Below are 21263 nucleotides of genomic sequence, written 5' to 3'. Positions count from 1 at the left end.
CCCTGCCGCCCCTCCAGCGCCCGCACGGCTCCCCCGCGGAGCCTCCCTCGCCCCGGCATCCCCCTCGGGGAAAGCGCCGTCAGTCCTGCTCCGATCGTTGCTGTCCATCGGCTCTTGACCTCCTGCCGTGCCCCGAGGATCGGGTCGATCACGCCCGATCTCTATACACCAACCCGCGCCGGGTCGGCGGGATTCGAGCGCAGGAGTGCGAGCGACCCTCAATCGTCCGGATCCTCGCGCCGCGGCCCGGACTGCCCTGCGGCGGCCTCCTCGCCCTCCTCTCCGTCCTCCGCGGAGTCTTCTGCGGAGAGCCCGGCGTTCGCCGCGTCCGCGGCCTCCGATTCCGCGGCGAGCGCCATCCGATCGGCGAGGGGCCGCTCCGGCAGCGTGAGCAGCGGGCCATCGCCGAGCTCGCTCATCATGTTGAGGTACGCGTTCATCGCGTGGCACACCGAGTCGGTGCGCACGTAACGATCCCTGACGCTCCAGAACACCCCGCCGGCGGACGCCTGCGGGTTCTTCACCACGAACGAGTTCTCCGGGCCGTATGTGTATTGCAGGAGCAACCGGATCGCGGCGACCACCGCGTCCTTGTAGCGATCGCAGCCGTCCCTGCCCTTCTGGCGGCAGTGGTGATAGACCTCCGACATCACCTCGGCGAGCCAGCCTGTCCCGCTGCTCGACAGCGATCGCTGCCAGCGGCCGTAGCGGTAGGCGTCCTCGGGCCTGCGCCACTGCCGCTTCACGAGGTCGTCGGCGCAGCGGAACACGGCCTGCTCGGCGCGCTGATCGCCGCTCGCCTTCGCGAAATCGAGCAGCGACTGGACCGCCCACGAGCTCGAGATCGGGTTCGGCTTCCTGTAGTCGTCGCCGAGGAAGCAGCCCTTCTTGGCGATCCTGGCGAGCAAGAAGTCCGCGGTCTGCGCCGCGGCGTCGAGGTACTTCTTGTTGTTCGTGGCCCGGTAGGTGCGCGACAGCGCGGAGAGGACCTGTCCGGTGTAGAGCATCGACTCCTTGCCCTGGACCTTCCACGCGCCCCCCTCCTGCCCGCTCAGGGCCGAGCGCACGCTGCCATCGGGCCGCTGCATCGCGATCAGCCAGTCGGCCGCCATCACCGCGGACTCGAGGTACTTCTTCTCCTTGGTCAGGGCGTGGAGCTCGACCAGCGTGAAGATCGACTTCGACGCGGTGCCGACGACGAGCCGACGCTCGGGCCGCTTGCGCTCCAGGTCGAACGCGTAGAAGAAGCCGCCGGCCGTGCGATCGCGCATCTCGCGGCTCTGCATGCCCATCATGAAGCCCGCGGCCTCTGTCGCGAGGCGGAGCAGGCGCTCGTCGGGCTTGTAGGCGTGCAGCTTCAGCAGCGTCAGCGCCGTCGACGCGGTGTAGATCGTGTGGAGCTCGTTCTCGAACCGGTCGGCAGGGGCATGGTAGTACTTGTGAACCCCCTTGTGCTGCGGGTCGATGACGCGCAGGAGATAGCCCTTGCCGTCCTCGATGCGCTTCGCGAGGAGGGCCTTGTCGAGGAGGCGGACCGGCACGAGGCCCTGGGTGAGCTCTACCCCCTTCCCCTTGCCCGCGACGCTCTCGACGCTCTCGACGCTCTCGACCATGGACTCGTGATGATCCGGCAGCTCCACGACGAGCCGCGCGCCGGCGAGCGCCTCGCGCGTGCCGCCCGCCGCCGCCACCGCCCGGCGCGCGGCGCCCTTCAGCGCGACGCAGAGCCCCGCGTCCGACGCGTCGCCGCGCGCGATCTGCTTCCCCTCCTGAAAGCCCATCACGACGGCGCGGAAGGGGCGTTTGGACGACAGGGACAGATCGCATGTCACCTTGTCGCCGCCCGCGATCACCTGGCGGACGAAGGCCACGGTGCGATCGCGGAAGGTGCCATTGTCGAGCTCGGCGCCCGCGCCGCCTCCCTCCGCGGGCTGGATCGCCGGATCGGGCACCCGGGACAGATTCGCGGCGATCTGGGCCGCAAAGCGGTCGTCCCCTGGCGGCGGGGCGGCCTTCCGGGCCTCCTGGGCGCTGGTCGACGCGGCCGGAGCGGCGGCGGCGGCGGGCTTCGCAGCCGCGGCCTCCTCGCCGGGCTTGCGGCTGTCGCATCCGGTCGTGAGCGCCGAGGACACGGCGGCCAGCGCCGCCAGGGTTGCGATGGTGAGAGCGCGAGCAGACGGCATGGACAAGTACCCCGGAAGAAGCGATTTCGACGCGTATCAGCAACTCCGAGGCTCCGCAAGGCCGAAGCCGGGCGGGGCACGCGGCCTCGCCGAGGTCGAGCGCGCGCCTGGCTGTCGGGGGCACAGCGATGCTCACATCGGCGCCATTTGTGCGCACAACCAGGCTTGTCTTGTACGTACGCGACCGCCTGTGACAGCCGCGCAGCAGCGTGGTTCCTCGATGAACTCAGGCTATTTCTCACTTGCGCCGAACGCCGCGCGGGGGCGATATAAGCTACTTTCGCTCCCTCATCGGATACGAGGGAAAGGGGCCAGGTGGCGGGATGAGATTCTTAACACAACGCAACGCGGCGTTAACATGCTGGCTGGGGGGGTCGCTCCTCGTGATCGGCCCGGGGTGCACGGCCGGAGCGGATCGCGCGCCGACAGGCGACGTCGCCGAGAGCGCGGCAGATTTCCTCAGCGGCACGACGTCATTCGTGTCGGCGGACGATCTGCCCTCGGTGTTCTACGGGGAAGAAGAGGAGGAGGAAGAGGAAGAAGAGGAGGAGGAAGAAGAGGAAGAAGAGCGCGAGCTGGAGGAGGGCGACATCTACCGGGTCCTCGGGGGCGGGCACCTCCTGAACCTCAATGGCTATCGGGGACTCCAGGTCATCGACATCCATGATCCGGGGAGCCCGACGATGGTCGGGCAGATGCAGGTCGCCGGGAGTCCGGTCGAGATGTACGTCGACGGCGATCGCGCGATCGTGCTGATGAACAACTGGGTCGGGTTCCGCGCCACGCCGGGCAGCCTCGCCATGGAGCGCCGCGCGGGCGGGGCCGTCCTCCTCGTCGACATCTCCAACCGGAACGCGCCCAGGCTCCTGTCGCAGTTCGACGTGCCGGGGTACATCCAGACGAGCCGGTACGCGAACGGCGCGACCCGGGACGCCCTCTACGTGGCCAGCACCGACTGGGGGTGGGTCGACCTGGGGAACGGCGAATACGAGTATCACAACCAGGCGGTGGTCAAGAGCTTCGACGTGACCCAGCGCGGGCTCACCGAGCGCAGCCAGCTCGACCTCGGGGGGTACGTGACGGACATCCACGGCGAGGGAGACGTCCTGCTTGTCGCGCGCGGCCCCGAGGGCTGGGATTACGAGAACAGCCAGGTGTCGATCGTCGACATATCGAGCATCGACGGCTCGATGGCGCTGCGGGATACGGTCACGGTGGACGGCTACGTGCGCTCGCAGTTCCACATGGACTTCCGCGACGACACGCTGCGCGTCTTCTCGGGCCCGCAATGGGGCGGAGGGGTGAGCCACCTGCAGACGTGGGACGCGTCCGATCTCGACCATCTCACGCCGATCGACGACGAGGACTTCGGCGAGGGAGAGTCGCTCTTCGGCGCGGTCTTCCTCGACGACCGGGCGTTCGCGGTCACCTACTTCCGCACGGACCCGTTCCACGCTTTCTCGATCGATCCCCGCGGGAACATCGAGGAAAAGAGCGAGTTCATCGTCTCCGGCTGGAACGACTTCCTCCGTCCGGTGCTCGGCGCGACCCGGCTCATCGGGATCGGCGTGAACGACGAGGGCGGCGGGCGCAGGCTCGCGGCCAGCCTGTACGACATCACCGATCTGACCAACCCGAACCCGATGATCGCGCGCTCCGAGGTGGCCGGGGACGATGACGGCTGGAACTGGTCGGAGGCCAACTGGGACCACCGCGCGTTCACCGTGCTCGACGGGGCCGTGCGCGTGGCCGCGCCGACCGGCGAGACCGAGACGGGCCTCGTGCTCCTGCCGTTCTCCGGCTGGAGCGAGGAGGAAGGCCGGTGGAGGCAGAACTCTGCCGTGCAGATCTTCACGTACTCGAGCACGACCCTAACCCGCCGCGGCGTGATGAAGCACGCCTCCCCGGTGCGCCGCTCGTTCCGCGCCGGCCGGGACACCGCGGCGAACGTGTCGGAGACGCAGCTCAGCCTCTACGATCAGCGCGATCTGGACGACCCGGAGAAGCTCGGCGAGCTCGACCTCGCGCCCAACTACACGACGATCCTCGGGTACGGCGACCACCGCGTGCGCATCCGCAACCCCGAGCAGGACTCCTGGGAGCGCGAGCCCGACCAGATGGCCGTGGCGGAGGTCATCGACGCGTCGGACGTGGCCGACGTGGCGACGCCGCTCGCGACCTTCCCGGTCACGCCCGACGCGAGCTACTACAAGATCGGCGACGACCTGCTCGCCGTCGTGACCTCCAGGTACGTGGACTGGCCCAGGTACGAGACCACGATCAGCGTCGTCGATCTCTCGAACCCGCTGCGGCCGCGCGCGGCGGGGCAGCTCGTCACGACGGACCTGCCCCCGACGTACGGCCGTTATTACGACTACTACGATTACGCGCCGACACGGGTCCACCCCACGAACAGGTCGCTCACGTTCGCGGGCAAGACCGACTCCTGGGCCGAGCTCGGCCCGGCAGAGCGCTGCGAGTCGTACGTCACCTACAGCCACGGCGACTACGCCTGCTCCGGCGTGGACAACTGCAGGTACTACACCGGGCAGCGCACCTGCCAGTCCGTCGACGGCGGGCCGGAGTACTGCACGGGCGGGTTCGCCGCGTGCACGACGCGGCTCGGCGAACGCGACGTCTGCACGCCCGTCCTCGACGAGGCCGCGCTCGACGGGGTGCTCGAGTCGTCATGCTACGAGGGCGAGGCGCGCCGCCAGATCCGGCAGATGACCGTCCACGTGGTCGACCTCTCGGACCCGGATCACCCGGCCCTGGCGCCGCCCGTCGCGCTCCCGGCCGACGAGGACGCGGTGAGAACGCTGGCGCACGAGGGCAACCTCTATGTGTCCGTCAAGCTGCCCGCCGTGGTGCCCGACGACCCGCGCCCCCACGCGCGCTACTTCGTCCGGCGCGTCGACCTGTCCCGCCCCGGAGCGCCCGTCCTCGGCGCCGCGATCAACGTCCCCGGCGAGGCCCTCGCGATCCGCGGGACGAAGGTGTTCACGCGTGACCGGGTGTGGGGGAGCTACTTCATCGAGCCGGCGATCGCGCGGTCGACGCTCTTCAACGGGCGCGCGCACCTGAACAACTACCAGGAGCTCGCCGGCAAGACGATCGACGAGACCATCCTCATCGACCAGCACCAGCGGGCCCTCATGACGTACGGCGAGCGGATCTGGCCGTCGTACTGGCGGTGGAGCTACGGCTACGAGTCCGGCAGCCTCGCGATCCTGAGGCCGAGCGACACGATCTCGTCGACCGGGTTCGACGTGCTCTCGGAGACGCCGACCGATCGCTGGATGACGCTCATGCCCTTCACCGCCGAGCGCCGCGCGTTCTTCAACGTGTATAGCGGCACGCTGATGGTCGATTACGAGGACCCGCGCCAGCCGGTGGCGCAGGCGTTCTTCACGGGCGCGTGGTACCCCGAGCTGCTGGTCGACCGGGCCCGGGACGAGGTCCTCGTCGCCGCGGAGCGGTACGGCATCCACCAGATCGATCTCGACGTCTCGAACCTCCTCCCGTAGCGCGCGCAGCGCGCATCCCCCTCCGGCACCAGGCCCATCGCGGCGCGCTCGTCGACAGGCGGGCGACAGCCCTGCCGAGCTCGGCGAGCGCGCCGCCTCACCGCCGCGACCGGAAGGCCAGCGCTGCGGGCGCCGCGCGGCGCGCTATCCTGCCGGCATGGGACCCGCGCAGATCAAGGGCAGGAACGTCGACATCAAGATGTGGACCCGGCCGGAGGAGGTCGAGCAAGTCGCGCTGGAGCAGCTCCGCAACATCAGCGCCCTGCCCTGGGTGTTCCACCACGTCGCCGCGATGCCCGACGTCCACTTCGGCAAGGGCGCGACCGTCGGCTCGGTGATCGCGATGCGCGGCGCCGTCGCGCCGGCCGCCGTGGGCGTGGACATCGGCTGCGGGATGGGCGCGCTCCGCACGAACCTCAGGGCCGCCGACCTGCCCGACGACCTCAAGCGGATCCGCAGCGACATCGAGCGGGCGATCCCCGTTGGGTTCGCCGCCCACGACGCGCCGCCGAAGGAGTTCGCGGGCCTGCCGCTCTGGGAGGAGTTCTCGAGCCTGACCCCGAAGGTCAAGGGCCTGTTCACGAAGGCGCGCTGTCAGCTCGGCACGCTGGGCGGCGGCAACCACTTCATCGAGCTCTGCCTCGACACGGAAGGCGGCGTGTGGCTGATGCTCCACTCCGGCTCTCGCAACATCGGGAAAGAGCTGGCCGAGATCCACATCGCCACGGCGAAGAAGCTCGCCCACAACCGCGACCTGCCCGATCGCGACCTCGCCGTGTTCCTCGCCGGCACCCCGGAGATGAAGGCCTACCGTCACGACCTCTTCTGGGCGCAGCGGTACGCGCGCGCGAACCGCGAGGCCATGTTCCACCTCGCCGAGGGCGTGCTCCGGCGGCACTTCCCGCAGCTCGAGATCCAGGAAGCCATCTATTGCCACCACAACTACGTGGCCGAGGAGCACCACTTCGGCGAGGAGGTGCTGGTCACGCGCAAGGGCGCGATCCGCGCGGGCAAGGGCGAGCTCGGCATCATCCCCGGATCGATGGGCACGCGCTCGTACATCGTCCGGGGCCTCGGCAACCCCGAGGCGTTCGAGAGCGCGTCGCACGGCGCGGGGCGCAAGATGAGCCGCGGCGAGGCGAAGCGGCGCTTCACCGTCAAGGACCTGGCCGCGCAGACGGCCGGCGTCGAGTGCCGCAAGGACGGCGGGGTCCTCGACGAGATCCCCGCCGCCTACAAGCCGATCGAGCGGGTCATGGAGGACCAGCGCGATCTCGTGGAGATCGTCGCCGAGCTGCGCCAGGTGATGTGCGTGAAGGGGTGAGCGGGGTCCGGGGCGGAGAACAGGCGCGATGACCGGCGAGCCGGCGGGCAGGCGACCGGCGCGCCGCCGCCGATGTCTCTCGGTGTCTTTTCCGCGGCAGGCCGGATTCACGGTCCCTCCCCGCCCTGCCGTCGGCTACGATCGCGTCGCCGGCGCGACGCACGCCGCGGTCGGACGCCGCGTTCGCCGCTGCGTGCGCGGCCGCGCGGAGACGTCATGAAGTCGGACTGGATCGATCTCGGCCCCCTCTCCGAATTTCCGGCGGAGGAGCCGGTGCTGCGCAAGGACGACGCCGGGCGGCGCTTCGCCTGCGTGCTCCGGGGCGGCGAGGTCCACGCGCTGGACGACCGGTGCCCCCACCAGGGTTACCCGCTCTCGCAGGGCGCGCTGCGCGGCGGCGTTCTGACCTGCGCGTGGCACAACTGGAAGTTCGACATCGCCACCGGCGCCTGCTCGTTCGGCGGCGAGCCGGTGCGGCGCTACGCCACCCGCGTCGACGGCGGGCGCGTGCTCCTGAACCGCGCCGTCGACACCGCGGCCGAGGTGCGGCGCCTCGTCGCCGGCCTGCGCGAGGCGGTCCGGCGCGACGAGCCGGCGCGCGCCCTGCGCGAGGGCCTCCGGCTGGGGGCGCTCCGGCTCCACCGGGCCGAGACGGGCCTCGGCAGCCTGCACCTCGCGTTCGAGGTGCTCGCCAGGGACGGGGCGGAGCGCGCCGAGCACGGCTTCGATCACGGCCTCGCCCTGCTCGCGGACCTCTGCACCTGGGTCGAGCGCGGCTGGGTCCCCGCCGAGGAGGCGTTCGTGGTCGCCGCCCACGCGATCGGCGAGGCGTCGGCCCGGCTCGGCCCGCGCGGCAAGGGCGCCGGCAAGGCCGGCGGGAGCTCGGCGCTCGCGCGCATCGCCGACTTCGAGCTCGACGAGCCGGAGAAGGTGAGCGAGGCGCTCGCGGCGGAGCGGCGCGACGAGGCCGAGGCGCGGATGCGCGAGCTGATCGAGGTCCGCGGCACGGCCGGCGCGCGCCGGGCGCTCCTGCCCTTCGTCGCGCAGCACCTCCACGACTACGGGCACGGCGCGATCTTCCTCTCCAAGGCGCTCGAGCTGGCCGAGCGGTTCTCCTCCGCCGCGGACGAGGTCCTCGCGGCCTCCACGGTGCAGCTCGCCTGGGCCACCGCCGACACGAGCTTGCCGCCCTTCGCGGCCACGCGCGCCGCGCTCGCGCGCGTCGCCGAGCTCCCCCTGCCCGCGCCCGAGGGCGCCGCGGCGCCGGCCGCCCCGCTCGACCCCGCGGAGCGCGCCGCCTTCGAGGCGGAGGTGCTCGCCGGCGAGCGCCAGGCCGTCGAGGCGACCGCGCGCTGGCTCGCGCGCGGCGCCGGCCCGCTCGCGCTGCTCGGCGCGATCGGCCACGCCGCGGCCGTCCGCCTCGCGCGCTTCGATCCGGCCTGGGAGCAGCGCCTCGACGCCGAGGTCGGGGTGCTCGACGTCACCCACGCCGTGACCTTCGCGGAGGCGGCGGCCGCGCTCGGCCGCGACGCGCTCCCGCGCGAGGCCGCGCAGCTCGCCGTGCTCGCGGCCGGCTTCGTCGGCAAGCTCCGCAGCGCGGACGCCGCCGCGCCGGACGCCGCGACGCCGTCCCTCGCCGCGCCAGCCCCCACCCCGCGCGCGTCCGGCGGCGCGCTGCTCGAGGCGGCGGCGGCGCGCGACGTCGGCGGGGCGCTCGCGATCGCGCGGCAGCTCGACGGCGAGGGGCGCCGCCGCGCCTTCGCCGAGCTCGCCCCGTTCGCCGCGCTCGACGCCGCCGTGAGGCCGATCTTCACCGCGCACGCCGTGAAGACGCTCGAGGCGCTCCAGCGGCTCGAGTCGTCCGATCCGCGGCCGGACGGCGCCTACCTGGAGGCGCTGCTCGCCTACCTCGTGCCCGTCCGACGGGAGCTCCACGTGCGGCGGATCGCGGCCGTGGCGAGGAAGTTCATGTCCGATGGCCGGCCCCCGGAGGGGCTGTACTGAGCCGCGCGCGCCCTCCCTCGAGGGGCGCCGACGCGGCGCACACGCGCCGGCGCGACGCGACAGCGACGAGCGCGAGCGGAATCCGATCGGGACGACGACGCGCCGGGGGCGCGAGCGACGAGAGCGTGGTGAGAACGTGCAGACAACGCGTCGGCGACGCGACAACGCGATAGCCGCCGCGCTCCGCGCTGCCCGCCGGGCCGATTCCCGCCTTGTGGCCAGCGGAGGACGCTTCATGCATACTGGCCATCCATGCGGCTCGAGCCCGGTTCCCACGTAGCGCCGCACCTCACGCTCGTGAGCCTGCTCAGGATGGGCGGCATCGGCAGCATCTGGGCGGCGCGCCACCTCGGGCTCGGCAAGGACGTCGCCGTCAAGTTCATGTCCGCGTCGCTCGCGACCGACCCGACCGCGGTCGCCCGGTTTCACCGGGAGGGCGCGCTCATGGCCAGGATCAAGAGCCCTCACGTGGCCGAGGTCCACGAGCACGGCGTCGCCGAGGACGGCCTCCCGTACATCGTGATGGAGCTGCTCCGCGGCGAGGAGCTGTCCGACCGGCTCGCGCGCGCCGGTCGCCTCTCGCTGGACGAGACGGTCTCCATCGTGTCGGAGCTCTGCGACGGCCTCGCCGCGGCGCACACGCTCGGCATCATCCACCGGGACATCACGCCCGAGCACGTCTTCCTCGCCGACGTCGGCGGGAGCACCAGCGTCAAGCTGCTCGACTTCGGCGTGGCGCGGGGCGACATCGACCCCGACGGGACCACGCTGACGGCCACGGGCGCGGTCGTCGGCAGCCTCGTCTACATGAGCCCGGAGCAGTTCTTCAACCCGAAGCGGGTCGACGGCCGCTCGGATCTCTGGTCCGTCGCCGTCATGGCGTACCAGGCGCTCACCGGCGCTCCGCCGTTCGAGCAGAAGGGGCTCGAGGCGCTGCTCAGCGCCATCCGCATCGGCAACTTCCCGCTCCCGAGCGAGCGTTGCGCCGACATCACGCCTGCCCTCGACGCGTGGTTCGTCAAGGCGCTGTCCCGCGATCCGTCCGGCCGCTTCGGCACGGCCGCGGAGATGGCGGGCGCGCTGCGCGGGGCCGTCGCCTCAGGGCAGCCGCCGGCGGGCGCCACCGGCAAGGCGGGCTAGCCGTCATGGCGCGCGCCCGCATCCCGAGCCGTTCCAACCACGAGCTCGTGTTCCGCAGCGCCCGCAAGGGCGAGGAGGGCACGCTGGCGACGGTCGCCTACCGCGCGTTCCAGGCGGGCGATCCGGAGGCGTGGCTGCGGTATTTCACCGAGCACGCGCACCTCTCCCTCGACAACGTGATCGTCGCGGAGACCGACGGCCAGCTCGTCGGGCACGTCGCCTCGCTCGACCTCACGATGAGCTTCGCGGGCGCGGACGTGCCCTTCCAGGGCCTCGCGACCGTGGCCGTGCTCCCCGAGTTCCGCCGCCGGGGCATCGCCGATCGGCTCGTCCGCGAGAGCCTCCGCCGCATGCGCCGCCGCGGCGAGGCGCTCGCGCTGCTCCACCCGGTCCGGCTCTCGTTTTACCGCCGGTTCGGCTTCGGCGTCTGCGAGCTCCGGGACGTCGTGCGCACCTCGCCCGATCGGCTCCCGGACTCGGTGCTGCGCCGCCACGTGCGGGCCTTCTCCCGCCCCCGCGACGAGCCGCTCATCAAGCAGGCCTACGATCTCGCGCGGACCGACACGACGGGTCAGCTCAAGAGGAGCGAGTACTGGTGGGACGTGCGCGTGTTCAAGCGCTCCCCCAGCGGCGCTGTCTACGTCGATCCGGGCTCGAAGGCGATCGCGGGCTACCTTCTCTTCGACGTGCCGGAGGGCGGCGCCTACGGCGTCCAGCAGCTCCTCGTCCGCGAGCTCCGCGCGCCGACGCCGGGCGCCTACCGCGGGCTCATCGGCTTCCTCGGCGCGCTCGGCGACCAGTACGAGGTCGTGGAGCTCATGCTCCCGCGCGGCTACGGCGCGCCGCTGCTCGACGAGCCCGGCATCCGCGACGAGCCCATCCTCTACGAGACGGCGGCCCGGCACCCCGGCCTGTGCCCGCCCGTCCACGTGGCGCACCGCCGCAACGTCCTCGGCCTGACGGCGGCCGGCGCGATGGGGCGCATCGTCGACGTCGCCGCCGCGCTCGCGCTGCACCCCTCGCCGAGGAAGCACGGCGTGCGCGGCGCCATCGGCCTCGACGTCGAGGATCCCGTGTTCACGGACGCGCCGCGCGCCTTCGACGTGACCTTCGCGGCGCGCGGCGTCCAGACGGCGCCCGGCAGCACGGCGGGCGACCGCCTCTCGCTTTCCATCGAGCGGCTCACGCAGATCTACTTCGGCGCCACCTCGGCGCGCGATCTCCTGAGCCAGGGCTTCGTGGTGGGCAGCGCCAAGGCGGCCGCGCTCCTCGACGCGGCCTTCGCCGGGCCCCCTCTGTTCCTGGGCACCTTCAACGGGTTCTGAGCGAGCGGCCGCGGGCGCGGCCGCGCCCGGTCAAGCGCCGCGGTGGGCGCGGAGGAAGAGCTTGAGCGACCGCGACTTCAGCGCCGTCTCTTCCCCGCCCTTCCGCGTCTCGGTGGCGGCGTCGTCGTGGGTGTCCACGAGGAGCTGCCACGGCCTGGAATCGTCGGCGAAAGGGAGGACGAAGCTCAGGTCGCACGGAGACGCGTTGAGCAGCAGGACGAAGTCGTCGTCGACCAGCCGGTCGCCGGACTCGTCCACGTCGTCCAGCCCCTCTCCGGACAGGAACACCCCGAGGCACTGCGTGCAGTGGTTGCACCAGTCCTCGTCGGTCATCAGCTCCGCGTCCGGGCGATACCACTGGATATCGTAGGTCTTGCCGCCGCGGATCGGGCGCCCCTTGAAGAACGTCGATCGCCGGAGCCCGGGGTGCTCGTGCCGGATGCGGAGGCACTTGCGCGTGAACTCCATGAGGGCCCTCGACGGCTCGTCCCAGGTCCACGGCTGCCACGTGAGCGGGCTGTCCTGGCAATATCCGTTGTTGTTCCCCTCCTGCGTGCGCCCCCGCTCGTCGCCGTGGAGGATCATGGGCGTGCCCTGCGAGAACAGGAGAGACGCCATGATGTTGCGCATCTGCCGGGCGCGGAGCTGGAGGATCTCGGGATCTTCCGTGGGCCCCTCGGCGCCGCAGTTCCACGACCGGTTGTCGTCCGCGCCGTCGCAGTTGCCCTCCCCGTTCGCCTCGTTGTGCTTCTCGTTGTACGAGACGAGGTCCGCGAGGGTGAAGCCGTCGTGGGCCGTGACGAAGTTGATGCTCGTGTACGGCTTGCGCCCGTTGTTCTCGTAGAGGTCGCTGCTCCCCGTGATCCGGAACCCGAGGTCCGAGGCCGTGCCGCCGCTGCCGCGCCAGAAGTCGCGCAGCGTGTCGCGGTAACGGCCGTTCCACTCGGCCCAGCGCACGGGGAAGTTGCCGACCTGGTAGCCGCCGGGGCCGACGTCCCAGGGCTCGGCGATGAGCTTCACCTGGCTGAGCACCGGGTCCTGGTGGACGATGGTGAAGAAGCTGGAGAGCTGATCGACGTCGTGCAGGCCGCGCGCGAGCGCCGCGGCCAGATCGAACCGGAACCCGTCGACGTGCATCTCGAGGACCCAGTACCGCAGCGAGTCCATGATGAGCTGGAGCGCCTGCGGGTGGCGCACGTTGAGGGTGTTCCCGGTCCCGGTGTAATCGAAATAGAAGCGCTCGTTGCCGGGGACGAGCCGGTAGTAGGTCGGGTTGTCGATGCCGCGCAGGCTCAGCGTCGGGCCCATGTGGTTGCCCTCCGCCGTGTGGTTGTAGACGACGTCGAGGATGACCTCGATGCCGGCGGCGTGCAGCGCCTTGACCATCTCCTTGAACTGCCGGACCTCGGCGGTCACGTCGTTGCCCGCGCGGTACCCGACGTCCGGCGCGAAGAAGCCTATCGTGTGGTAGCCCCAGTAGTTCCGGAGCCCCTTGTCGAGCAGGAACTTCTCGTGCACGAAGGCGTGCACGGGCAGGAGCTCGATCGCGGTGATGCCGAGGTATCTCAGGTACCCGATCATGGCCGGGTGGGCGATGCCCAGGTACGTGCCGCGGAGCTCCTCCGGGATCTCCGGGTGCAGCATCGTCAGGCCGCGGACGTGCGCCTCGTAGATGACGCTGCGGTGGAACGGGACGCGCGGAGACCGGTCTCCGGTCCAGTCGAACGAGGGATCGATGACGACGCCGAGGGGGGCGCCGAGCGCCTCGCTCTCCGACATCTTGAGATCCCCGTCCGGCTCATCGATGCGGTGGGCGAACGAGTTCGCGTTCCACTGGACCCGCGACGCGAGCGCCTTCGCGTAAGGATCGAGCAGGCGCACGTTCGGGTTGAACCGCAACCCGCGCTCCGGGGCCCACGGCCCATGGACACGGTAGCCATACCGCTGTCCCGGTCCGATCTCCGGCACGTAGACGTGCCAGACGAAGGAGGTGCGGTGACGCACCGGCAGGCGCTGCTCGTTCCCCTCGTCATCGACGAGGCACAGCTCGACGGCCTCGGCGTTCTCCGAATAGAGCGCGAACTGCGTACCGGAACCGTCCCATGTCGCGCCGAGCGGATACGGATCTCCGGGTCGCAATCCCTTGCGCTTGAATATCATGCTGGTCTCCAGGCCGGGTGGGCCCCCCCGTGCGGCCTTCGTGTTCTAGGCGACGCGCGTGCCGAAGGCTAGGCAGCGTGGATTCGCCGGCTGCGCATGACGTCGGACACGGCATCCGCCACGCTGCGCGCCATCCCCTCTGCGATGCGGAGCGTCTGGGCCTGATCGCCCTCGGGGGTGCACACCCTCAGGCGCTCGATCATGTCCGCGAGCCGCCGGGCTAGCTCGCACGCCTCCGCCATGGAGGGTGATGACTCGATGGAAGTCCTCCGCGGGGGGAGGGAGACCATGTCTTCGGTCGGCGTCATCGTGGTTGAAATCATGCCTGGCTCCTTACGCTGCGGTGATGCCTACAGTCAACCACGGCGTGGTGCAGGCATCGTGCCACGAGGTTCCCGTGGGGACGCTCACCGCGGACACAACGGTTGGCGGTGGACCTGTGCAGGCCGCTGCTGCAAAGCGCCACAGGTGGGGCGATTTGACTCCCACAGGAGGGGGACAGATCGTTCGCTGGATAGCCAGACGCGAAAATTGCAAGCAGGATGCGCGCCGCCGGGCTGAAGTGGGCGTTCCCTGTCCCCGACGGTAAGACGACCTCGGTCGGCGGAACGGTCGAGCTCCTGCGGCCGTGCGTGAATTTCCGCGGCGGGGAGCGGGCGAGCGTGCGGCGCGCGCTCGCATCGGGTCCACCTTCGACAGCACGTTTCCGACGCGGCGGGCGGGTCCGCGGGTGCCGCTCCGCCATGAGCCGTGGGCCATGAGGCGTCCTGCCTCGCGGCCGGCGGCGGGGCCGGCCTGGGCGCCGGCCGCCCGGAGAGGCGGTCTCGATCGCGGGGCCGGCGACGAGGCGGCTGTAGCAGCGCCCCTCGGTGCCAGGTTAGTATCCGGTCCGCCGCGGCGGCCGCCGGTCCAACGCGTCGCGGTCGAGAAAGCTCATGATCGGAACACTCCAGGCGAAGCTCCAGTATCTCAAGAACAAGAACCTCCACAACTGGCTCGGCGGCTACGCCCGTCAGAGGCTCGAGAACGCCCGCGCTCCGCGTCCGATCGGCCCGCGTCACCTCCTCTTCGCGGTGTGCGATCACTGGGAGCCTGGGTGGGAGAACGCCACGCCGGAGGTCGGCGACGCGCGGGTGAGGGCGTGGTCGGAGCGGTATCCCGAGATGGCGAGCGCCTACCGCGACGCGGACGGCCGGCACCCGCGCCACAGCTTCTTCTTTCCGGGGGAGCAGTACACGCCTGGGTGGCTCGACGCGCTGGCGGACCTCACGCGCGGCGGCTTCGGGGAGGTGGAGCTCCACTTGCACCATCACAACGACACGGCGGAGAACCTGCGCGCGGACATCCTCAGGTACCTGGACATCCTGGGGAAGCACGGGCACTTCTCGCGCGACGCGGACGGCCGCATGCGTTACGGGTTCATCCACGGCAACTGGTGTCTGGCGAACTCCGGGCGGGACTCGCGCAACTGCGGAGTCGACGAGGAGCTCCCGCTCCTGTTCGAGACGGGCTGCTATGCCGACTACACGTTCCCGTCGGCGCCCGACGAGTCACAGCACAGCATCGTGAATCAGATCTACTGGCCGACGGGCAACCTCGCGCGCCGGAAGGCCCACACCGTGGGGGAGCGGGCCAGGGTCGGCGAGGTGCTGGAGGACCGCATCCTGATGATCGAGGGACCGCTGGCGCTGGCGCTGACGCGCCGGGGGAACAAGACGCGGATGCGCATGGAGTACGGCGCGCTCCAGGCGGTCGACCCGCCGACGCCGGAGCGGGTGAAGACGTGGGTTGACCAGAACATCCACATCGAGGGGAGGCCAGAGTGGGTGTTCGTCAAGGTCTACACGCACGGCGCGCCCGAGGATCAGGCGGAGTCGCTGCTCGGCGCGGGGAGCCACGGCCTGCACCGGGAGCTCACCACCCGCTACAACGATGGCAAGGAGTGGGTGCTCCACTACGTGACCGCGCGGGAGATGTACAACATCGCCATCGCGGCGCTCGATGGAAAGACGGGCAATCCGGGGGACTACAGGGATTACCGGCTGAAGCCGCCGCCCTGCGCGAGCTGACGCGCGGCTGAGGAATCCCCTCCAATTCTTCGAAAAATTCACAGGGAGGCGGGGAGGCGGGGAGGAAGCTTTTTCAATATACTCCCTGTCTCCCCGCCTCCCTGTTCAATTTCTCGGCTGAAAGGGGCTGCTCAAGGAGGGGATTCCTCAGGACGCGCGGGGGGGCCCACCCCGCGCGCAGAACATCCTCCCAGAGGGCCGGGCAGCTCGGCAATGCCTCAGCTCACCTATGCCGCTCCCGGAGGACCTCCTCCAGGAGCGCGTGGTAGCGCTGCCCCACGACATCCCACGAGAGCGCTCCCACGCTGCCCCGCAGCGCCTCCGGATCCCACGCCTGCTCCAGCGCGCGGACGAGCGCGTCCCCGAGCGCCTGCGGATCGCCGGCAGGGACGAGCAGGCCGTTGCCCCCCTGCCCCTCGCGCACGAGCTCGGGCACGCCCCCCACCCGGGTGGCGACGACAGGTCGGCCCGAGGCGAGCGCCTCCAGGACGACGTTCGGACACCCCTCGCGGCGGCTCGGCAAACAGAACACGTCGCACGCCGCCATGTACTCCGGGATCTCCGCAGGGAGCGCCCAGCCGAACAGCTGCACGCGGTCGCCGAGGCCGAGGGCGCTGACCCGCGCGCGCAGCGGCTCGAGCAGCTCGCCGCCGCCCACCATCATCAGGTGCACGTCGCGGCGGCCCATCCGATCGAGGTGCGCCATCGCCTCGACGAGGACGTCCACGCCCTTCTCGGGCACGTGATAGCCGGCGTAGAGCACCACCCGCGCGTCCGCCGGGACGCCGAGGCGCGCCCGCGGCGCGGCCCGGTCCCGGATCGTGAACCGCTCGCCGTCGACCGCGTTGAGCTGCACCACCACGCGCTCCCGCGGCACCCCGAGCTCGACCAGGCGATCGCCGAGCGCGCCGCTCACCGCCACCACGCGGGCGCAGCGCTGGAGCGCCGGCGCGATCTGCGCCCGCAGCACGGCGCTCCTCGGCTGCTCGTTGATGTCGCTGCCGAGCACCGTCGTGACGACCGGCACCCCCGCGCCCCGCGCGAACGCCTCCGCGGCGACGGTGTCGGGATAGGCCCACGCGGCCAGGATCACGTCGTAGGGGAACTCGCGGCGCAGCGCGGCCATCGTGCCCCGGAGCGAGGCGTGGATCGCGCGCGCGTGCAGGACCGGCAGCCCCGGGACCGACCAGTAGGTGGGGAACAGCGCGTCGATGCCGGTGTGCGACTCGCGCGTGCCGCCGAGCAGCTCGCGCGAGGCGCCGCGCGCCCGCGTCCACCAGGGCGTCGGCGCCACGAGCCGGACCTCGCAGCGGCGCGCGAGCGCCCGGTAGGTGTGGTAGCTGTACGGCGCCATCGTCGGCAGCCGCATCGACGGGTAATGATGGGTGAAGACGAGGACCTTCATCGCGCGCCCGCCGGTCACGTGAGGCTGAAATAGAGCTGCTCGTATTTGCGCGTCATCTTCTCGAACGAGAAGTCGTCGCGGACCCGCACGTGCCCCGCCTCGCCGAGCCGCCGCCCGAGCGCCGGATCGCGCGCGAGCCGCTCGATCGCGTCCGCCAGCGCGTCGGGGGCGTCCACCGGGACGAGCAGGCCGTGCTCCTCGTTGCGCACCACCTCCGGGACGCCGCCGACCGGCGTCACCACGACAGGCAGCCTGCGCGCCATCGCCTCGAGCACCGCGAGCGGCAACCCCTCGTCGCGCGAGGGCAGGACGAAGAAGTCGGCCGCGACGAGGAGATCGGGGACGTCCTTGCGAAACCCGAGGAAACGCGCCTCCTTTCCGTGGATCCCGAGCTCCCGCGCGAGCCCGTGGATGCGGTCGCGCTCGTCGCCGTCGCCCACGATGAGCACCGTGACCGCGACGCCGCGATCCCGGAGCCGCGCGAGCGCCCGCAGCAGCACGTCGTGCCCCTTCACCGGGTGGAACGCGGCCGGCATGATCCCGAGGAACGCGCCGCCAGAGGCGGCCGCGGGCGCCGAGGCCGCGGCCTCCGGCGACGCGGCGGGCGCCGTCGCCGCGCCCGCGTCGAAGCCGAGCTCGGCGCGCACCTCCTCGCGCGCCCGCCGCGCCGGGGTGATGTCGATGCCGTTGTGGATCACAGAGATGTTGCTGGCGACGCCCACTGCGCCGCTCTTGTCGGCGGTGTCCTGCGAACAACCGACGACGGCGTCCGTCTCACGCCACTCGAAGCGCGACGGGACGCGGATGATCCCGCGCGTCTGCGCGTGATCGGTGAAGACGAGTCGCGCCCGCGTGAGCAGCTTGCCGACCGTGGCGTAGTGGAGCGAGGTGGGGTTGTGCGCGTGGATGATGTGCGGCCGCCGGCGCGCGAACGCGAGCGCCGTGTGCGCGGCCCGCGCGGCCAGGCCGCCGCGCAGGACCGTGAGGGGCAGCGCCCGCTGGCGCGCCAGATCCTCGAGCGGCCCGCCGCGCAGCGCGAGGATGGAGGCGTCATGGCCGTGGCGCCGCTGCGCCTCGGCCAGGCGCAGCACGAAATGCTCCATGCCTCCGCCGTTGAGGCTACTCACGGCATGGACGATCCGCAGCGTCGAAGTCCCCATGTGGCTTGCTACCCGAACCGGGTCTCCCGTTGAAGCGCGGACAGCGCCGCGCAGCCTCACCCAAGCTGCCACCCCGCGTCGCCTGCGCGCCAGCGCTCGTCGCGTCTGGCGCCCAACGTCGCTGGACCACGGTACCACCTCGCGTCGCCGTCCCCGCACCTTTTGATTTGGCGAGCGGAAGCAGGTACTAGACGGGCATGAACCCTGAACTTCGGCGCGCCCTCGATCAGGGCCTGCGCCGCGTGCCAGGCATGGACGCCGCGTCGAGGCTGCTCGCCGCGCGGATCGAGACGGTCAGGGCGCTCCTAACGCGGCGGCTCGACGAGAACCCGCTCCCCGTCCCCGACGCCGTGACCCCGAGCGACATCCCGTCCGTCGCGGAGCTCGGCCCGGGGGACAGGGTGCTCGCCGAGCTCGATCAAGACGGGTTCGCCTTCGCCATCCACCCGGCCGACGTCCCCTTCTTCAACCGTCGGAGCGAGAAGATGCCGCGCCTGCGGTACCGGCTCCACGTCGTGCTGCGCCGCGGGTACGTCTGCGTCCGGAAGCGCTTCATCGGCCAGCCGAGGAACGCGCCTTTCGACGCGCACCTCTTCTCCCTGCTCGGCCTCTTCTTCTACAATGAAGCGGCGTCGCTCCTCCGCCTGCGCGACCTCCCGAGCGTCCCGAGGGTTCGCGATGTGCACCTCGCCACGCGCACCCTCTTCATCGATTACGTGCGCGCAAAGACGCTCCAGCAGCAGCTCGCCGAGCGCGGGGAGAAGGTGCTCGACATCGACCTCGCGCCGCTCGGGCAGCTCTTCGATCCCGATCGCGACCGGCGGGAGATCGAGGCGTTCGCGCAGGGAGAAGGCGACGCCCACCGCGGCCGCGTCGAGGAGATCGTCCGGGCGATGAACGCGCGCGGCGTCGCGCCGCTCGACGTCAAGCTCGGCAACGTCCTCATCGGGGAGAAGACGGGCGCCCTGTACTGGGTCGATTTCGAGCGGGCCGCGCTCGAGGGCACCCCCCGCTACCGCGAGCGCCTCGCCGAGCACCATGATCTCGTGAACCGGTGGTTCGGGCTCTCCCTCCCGGGCGACCGCGGGGCGTGAGGCGCGCCGGGCGCGGCAGGTGCGTTCGAGGGTGCGATCGATGACACGAGACGAAGGCGGGGCGCCGCGGAGCGCCATCGAGCGGATCGGCGAGAAGGCGGGGCGGTCGTGGCCGAGCATCGAGGCGGCCGCGCGGCTCTCGGCGGAGACCCGCGCGCGGCTCGCGGCGCTGCTCCGCGAGCAGATCCCGTGCGACACGAGCGTGGTGGTCTTCGGCTCGCTGGCGCGCGGCGAGTACACGACCGGCAGCGATCTCGACTGGACGCTGCTCATCGACGGCCAGGCCGACGAGGGGCACTTCAGCCAGGTCCAGGCCATCACGAAGATCCTGAGGGACGCGAAGTTCCACGAGCCAGGCCCGACGGGCGTGTTCGGGAACGTGGCGTTCAGCCACCCGATCCTCCACCAGATCGGCGGGCAGGAGGACACGAACAAGAACACGACCCAGCGCATCCTGCTGCTCCTGGAGTCGCTCGCGATCGGCAAGCCGGACGCCCACGAGCGGGTGCTCAGGCTCGTGCTCTCGCGCTACGTGGAGGACGATCGCGGGCTGCACTACGGGAGCAAGCGCGAGATCATCCCGATGTTCCTGCTGAACGACATCGTCCGCTACTGGCGCACGGTCGCCGTGGATTTCGTCTACAAGCAGCGGGAGCGCAGCTCGGGCTGGGCGCTCCGCAACGCGAAGCTCAGGATGTCGCGGAAGCTCATCTTCCTCAGCGGGCTCATCACCTGCTTCAGCTTCGAGCTGTTCGGAAAGGACCGGGCGACGTGGGCCGACGAGGGCGGCATCTCGACGCCGTCGCTCGTGCGCTTCCTGAGGGAGCGCATCCGGGTGACCCCGCTGGAGAGCCTGGCCGAGGTGCTGCTCCGGCCGTCGATCTCCGCGGAGACGGCGCGCATGCTGTTCGACAGCTACGACGCGTTCCTCGCCCTCCTTTCGAACGAGGAGGAGCGCGGCCGCCTGAAGCAGCTACCGCTCGACGAGCACCTGGGCAACGATCCGACCTTCAAGCGGGTGCGCGACATCGCGCGCGCGTTCCAGGACGGGCTCAACCGGCTCTTCTTCAAGGAGGACGACGAGCTCAGCGAACTCATCCAGCGGTACGGGGTGTTCTGATGCGACCGATAGGGTACTCGACAGGGGCGCTCGCGCTGAGCGACGTCGAACGCGCGCTCGCGATGCTGGAGGGGAGCTCCGCGACCGCGGTGGAGCTGTCCGCGCTGCGCATCTCGGAGCTCAGGCCGCTGCTCCGGCTGCTCGGGTCGCTGGACCTGTCGCGGTATCAGTACGTGTCGTTCCACGCCCCGAGCCGCTTCGGCGCGGCGGAGGAGCGCGCCGTCGCCGACGCGATGGCCGAGGTGGCCGCGCTGGGCTGGCTCGTCGTCCTCCACCCCGACACCCTCCACGATCTCGGGGCCTGGAGGCAGCTCGGCGGCCTGCTCGCCATCGAGAACATGGACAAGCGCAAGCGGACCGGCCGCACCGTGGAGGAGCTCGCGGCGTTCTTCGACGCGCTGCCCGAGGCGTCGTTCTGCTTCGATGTCGGCCACGCGCACCAGGTCGATCGCACCATGACGGAGGCGCATTTCCTGGTGAAAGCGCACCGGGCGAGGCTGAGGCAGCTCCACGTGAGCGAGGTGAACGCGGGGAGCCGCCACGACGCCCTGAGCCAGAGCGCCGCCCACGCGTTCCAGCGCGTCGCCGCGCACGTCCCGGGCGACGCGGCGCTCATCCTGGAAGCGCCGGCGTCGCCTGCAGATCTGGAGCGGCAGATGGCGATCGCGAGCGCGGCGCTGTCGCCCCCGAGGGTCGTCGAGCGGGCGCGCGCCTGAGCCTGTCCGCGCCGCGACGGCGGCGCGGGCGCGCCG

The 21263-nt window shown here is 71.3% G+C and carries 14 protein-coding genes; 9 read left to right on the top strand and 5 right to left on the bottom strand.

Annotation, left to right across the window (positions count from 1 at the left end; translation table 11 throughout):
- Window positions 1–218: 218 nt before the first annotated feature.
- A complete protein-coding gene (locus WME96_RS07195; protein WP_437289425.1) occupies window positions 219–2183 on the bottom strand; it encodes a D-glucuronyl C5-epimerase family protein in 1965 nt (654 codons plus the stop codon).
- A 383-nt stretch (window positions 2184–2566) separates the two neighbouring features.
- On the opposite strand from WME96_RS07195, the gene WME96_RS07190 reads away from it, so the two are divergent.
- The 5 genes from WME96_RS07190 to WME96_RS07170 all read left to right on the top strand — a co-directional run bounded on the left by WME96_RS07190 (window position 2567) and on the right by WME96_RS07170 (window position 11503).
- Window positions 2567–5710 carry a beta-propeller domain-containing protein gene (locus WME96_RS07190; RefSeq protein ID WP_437289424.1) on the top strand — a complete coding sequence of 1048 codons (3144 nt, stop codon included), beginning with the start codon at window positions 2567–2569 and terminating at the stop codon, window positions 5708–5710.
- A 157-nt stretch (window positions 5711–5867) separates the two neighbouring features.
- Entirely contained in the window at window positions 5868–7034 is a 1167-nt protein-coding gene (locus WME96_RS07185) for an RtcB family protein (protein ID WP_437289423.1), read from the top strand.
- Between the two features lie 216 nt (window positions 7035–7250).
- Window positions 7251–9038: a Rieske 2Fe-2S domain-containing protein gene (locus tag WME96_RS07180; protein WP_437289422.1), complete on the top strand. Its 1788-nt coding sequence runs from the start codon at window positions 7251–7253 to the stop codon at window positions 9036–9038.
- Between the two features lie 252 nt (window positions 9039–9290).
- Window positions 9291–10178: a serine/threonine-protein kinase gene (locus WME96_RS07175; protein ID WP_437289421.1), complete on the top strand. Its 888-nt coding sequence runs from the start codon at window positions 9291–9293 to the stop codon at window positions 10176–10178.
- 5 nt (window positions 10179–10183) lie between these two features.
- Window positions 10184–11503 carry a GNAT family N-acetyltransferase gene (locus WME96_RS07170; protein WP_437289420.1) on the top strand — a complete coding sequence of 440 codons (1320 nt, stop codon included), beginning with the start codon at window positions 10184–10186 and terminating at the stop codon, window positions 11501–11503.
- A gap of 30 nt (window positions 11504–11533) precedes the next feature.
- On the opposite strand, the gene glgX is transcribed toward WME96_RS07170, so the two are convergent.
- Window positions 11534–13663, bottom strand: coding sequence for a glycogen debranching protein GlgX (gene glgX, locus WME96_RS07165; protein WP_437289419.1), 2130 nt, complete (start codon window positions 13661–13663; stop codon window positions 11534–11536).
- 68 nt (window positions 13664–13731) lie between these two features.
- On the bottom strand, window positions 13732–13986 hold the full coding sequence (locus WME96_RS07160; RefSeq protein ID WP_061619349.1) for a hypothetical protein: 255 nt from the start codon (window positions 13984–13986) through the stop codon (window positions 13732–13734).
- Window positions 13987–14598: 612 nt separating this feature from the next.
- On the opposite strand from WME96_RS07160, the gene WME96_RS07155 reads away from it, so the two are divergent.
- Window positions 14599–15732 carry a hypothetical protein gene (locus tag WME96_RS07155; RefSeq protein WP_437289418.1) on the top strand — a complete coding sequence of 378 codons (1134 nt, stop codon included), beginning with the start codon at window positions 14599–14601 and terminating at the stop codon, window positions 15730–15732.
- A gap of 223 nt (window positions 15733–15955) precedes the next feature.
- Here the strand turns inward: WME96_RS07155 and WME96_RS07150 are convergent, their stop codons facing one another.
- Entirely contained in the window at window positions 15956–17137 is a 1182-nt protein-coding gene (locus tag WME96_RS07150; protein WP_437289417.1) for a glycosyltransferase family 4 protein, read from the bottom strand.
- Between the two features lie 14 nt (window positions 17138–17151).
- On the bottom strand, window positions 17152–18264 hold the full coding sequence (locus WME96_RS07145) for a glycosyltransferase family 4 protein (protein ID WP_437289416.1): 1113 nt from the start codon (window positions 18262–18264) through the stop codon (window positions 17152–17154).
- Between the two features lie 230 nt (window positions 18265–18494).
- Here WME96_RS07145 and WME96_RS07140 point away from each other — a divergent pair, with 230 nt between their 5' ends.
- Genes WME96_RS07140 through WME96_RS07130 form a run of 3 tightly spaced genes read left to right on the top strand, consistent with a single transcriptional unit; the run spans window position 18495 to window position 21227 of the window.
- Window positions 18495–19391: a hypothetical protein gene (locus tag WME96_RS07140; RefSeq protein WP_437289415.1), complete on the top strand. Its 897-nt coding sequence runs from the start codon at window positions 18495–18497 to the stop codon at window positions 19389–19391.
- Between the two features lie 40 nt (window positions 19392–19431).
- Window positions 19432–20511, top strand: a complete 1080-nt coding sequence (locus tag WME96_RS07135; protein ID WP_437289414.1) for a nucleotidyltransferase domain-containing protein — start codon at window positions 19432–19434, stop codon at window positions 20509–20511.
- Window positions 20511–21227, top strand: coding sequence for a hypothetical protein (locus WME96_RS07130; protein WP_437289413.1), 717 nt, complete (start codon window positions 20511–20513; stop codon window positions 21225–21227). The genes WME96_RS07135 and WME96_RS07130 overlap by 1 nt, the downstream gene beginning before the upstream one ends.
- Window positions 21228–21263: the final 36 nt, after the last annotated feature.

It is taken from the genome of Sorangium sp. So ce406 (assembly GCF_051474675.1).
GTDB lineage: Bacteria > Myxococcota_A > Polyangia > Polyangiales > Polyangiaceae > Sorangium > Sorangium cellulosum_G.
The sequence above is the reverse complement of the archived record's forward strand: the minus strand, read 5'-3'. Positions and strand labels throughout refer to the sequence as shown.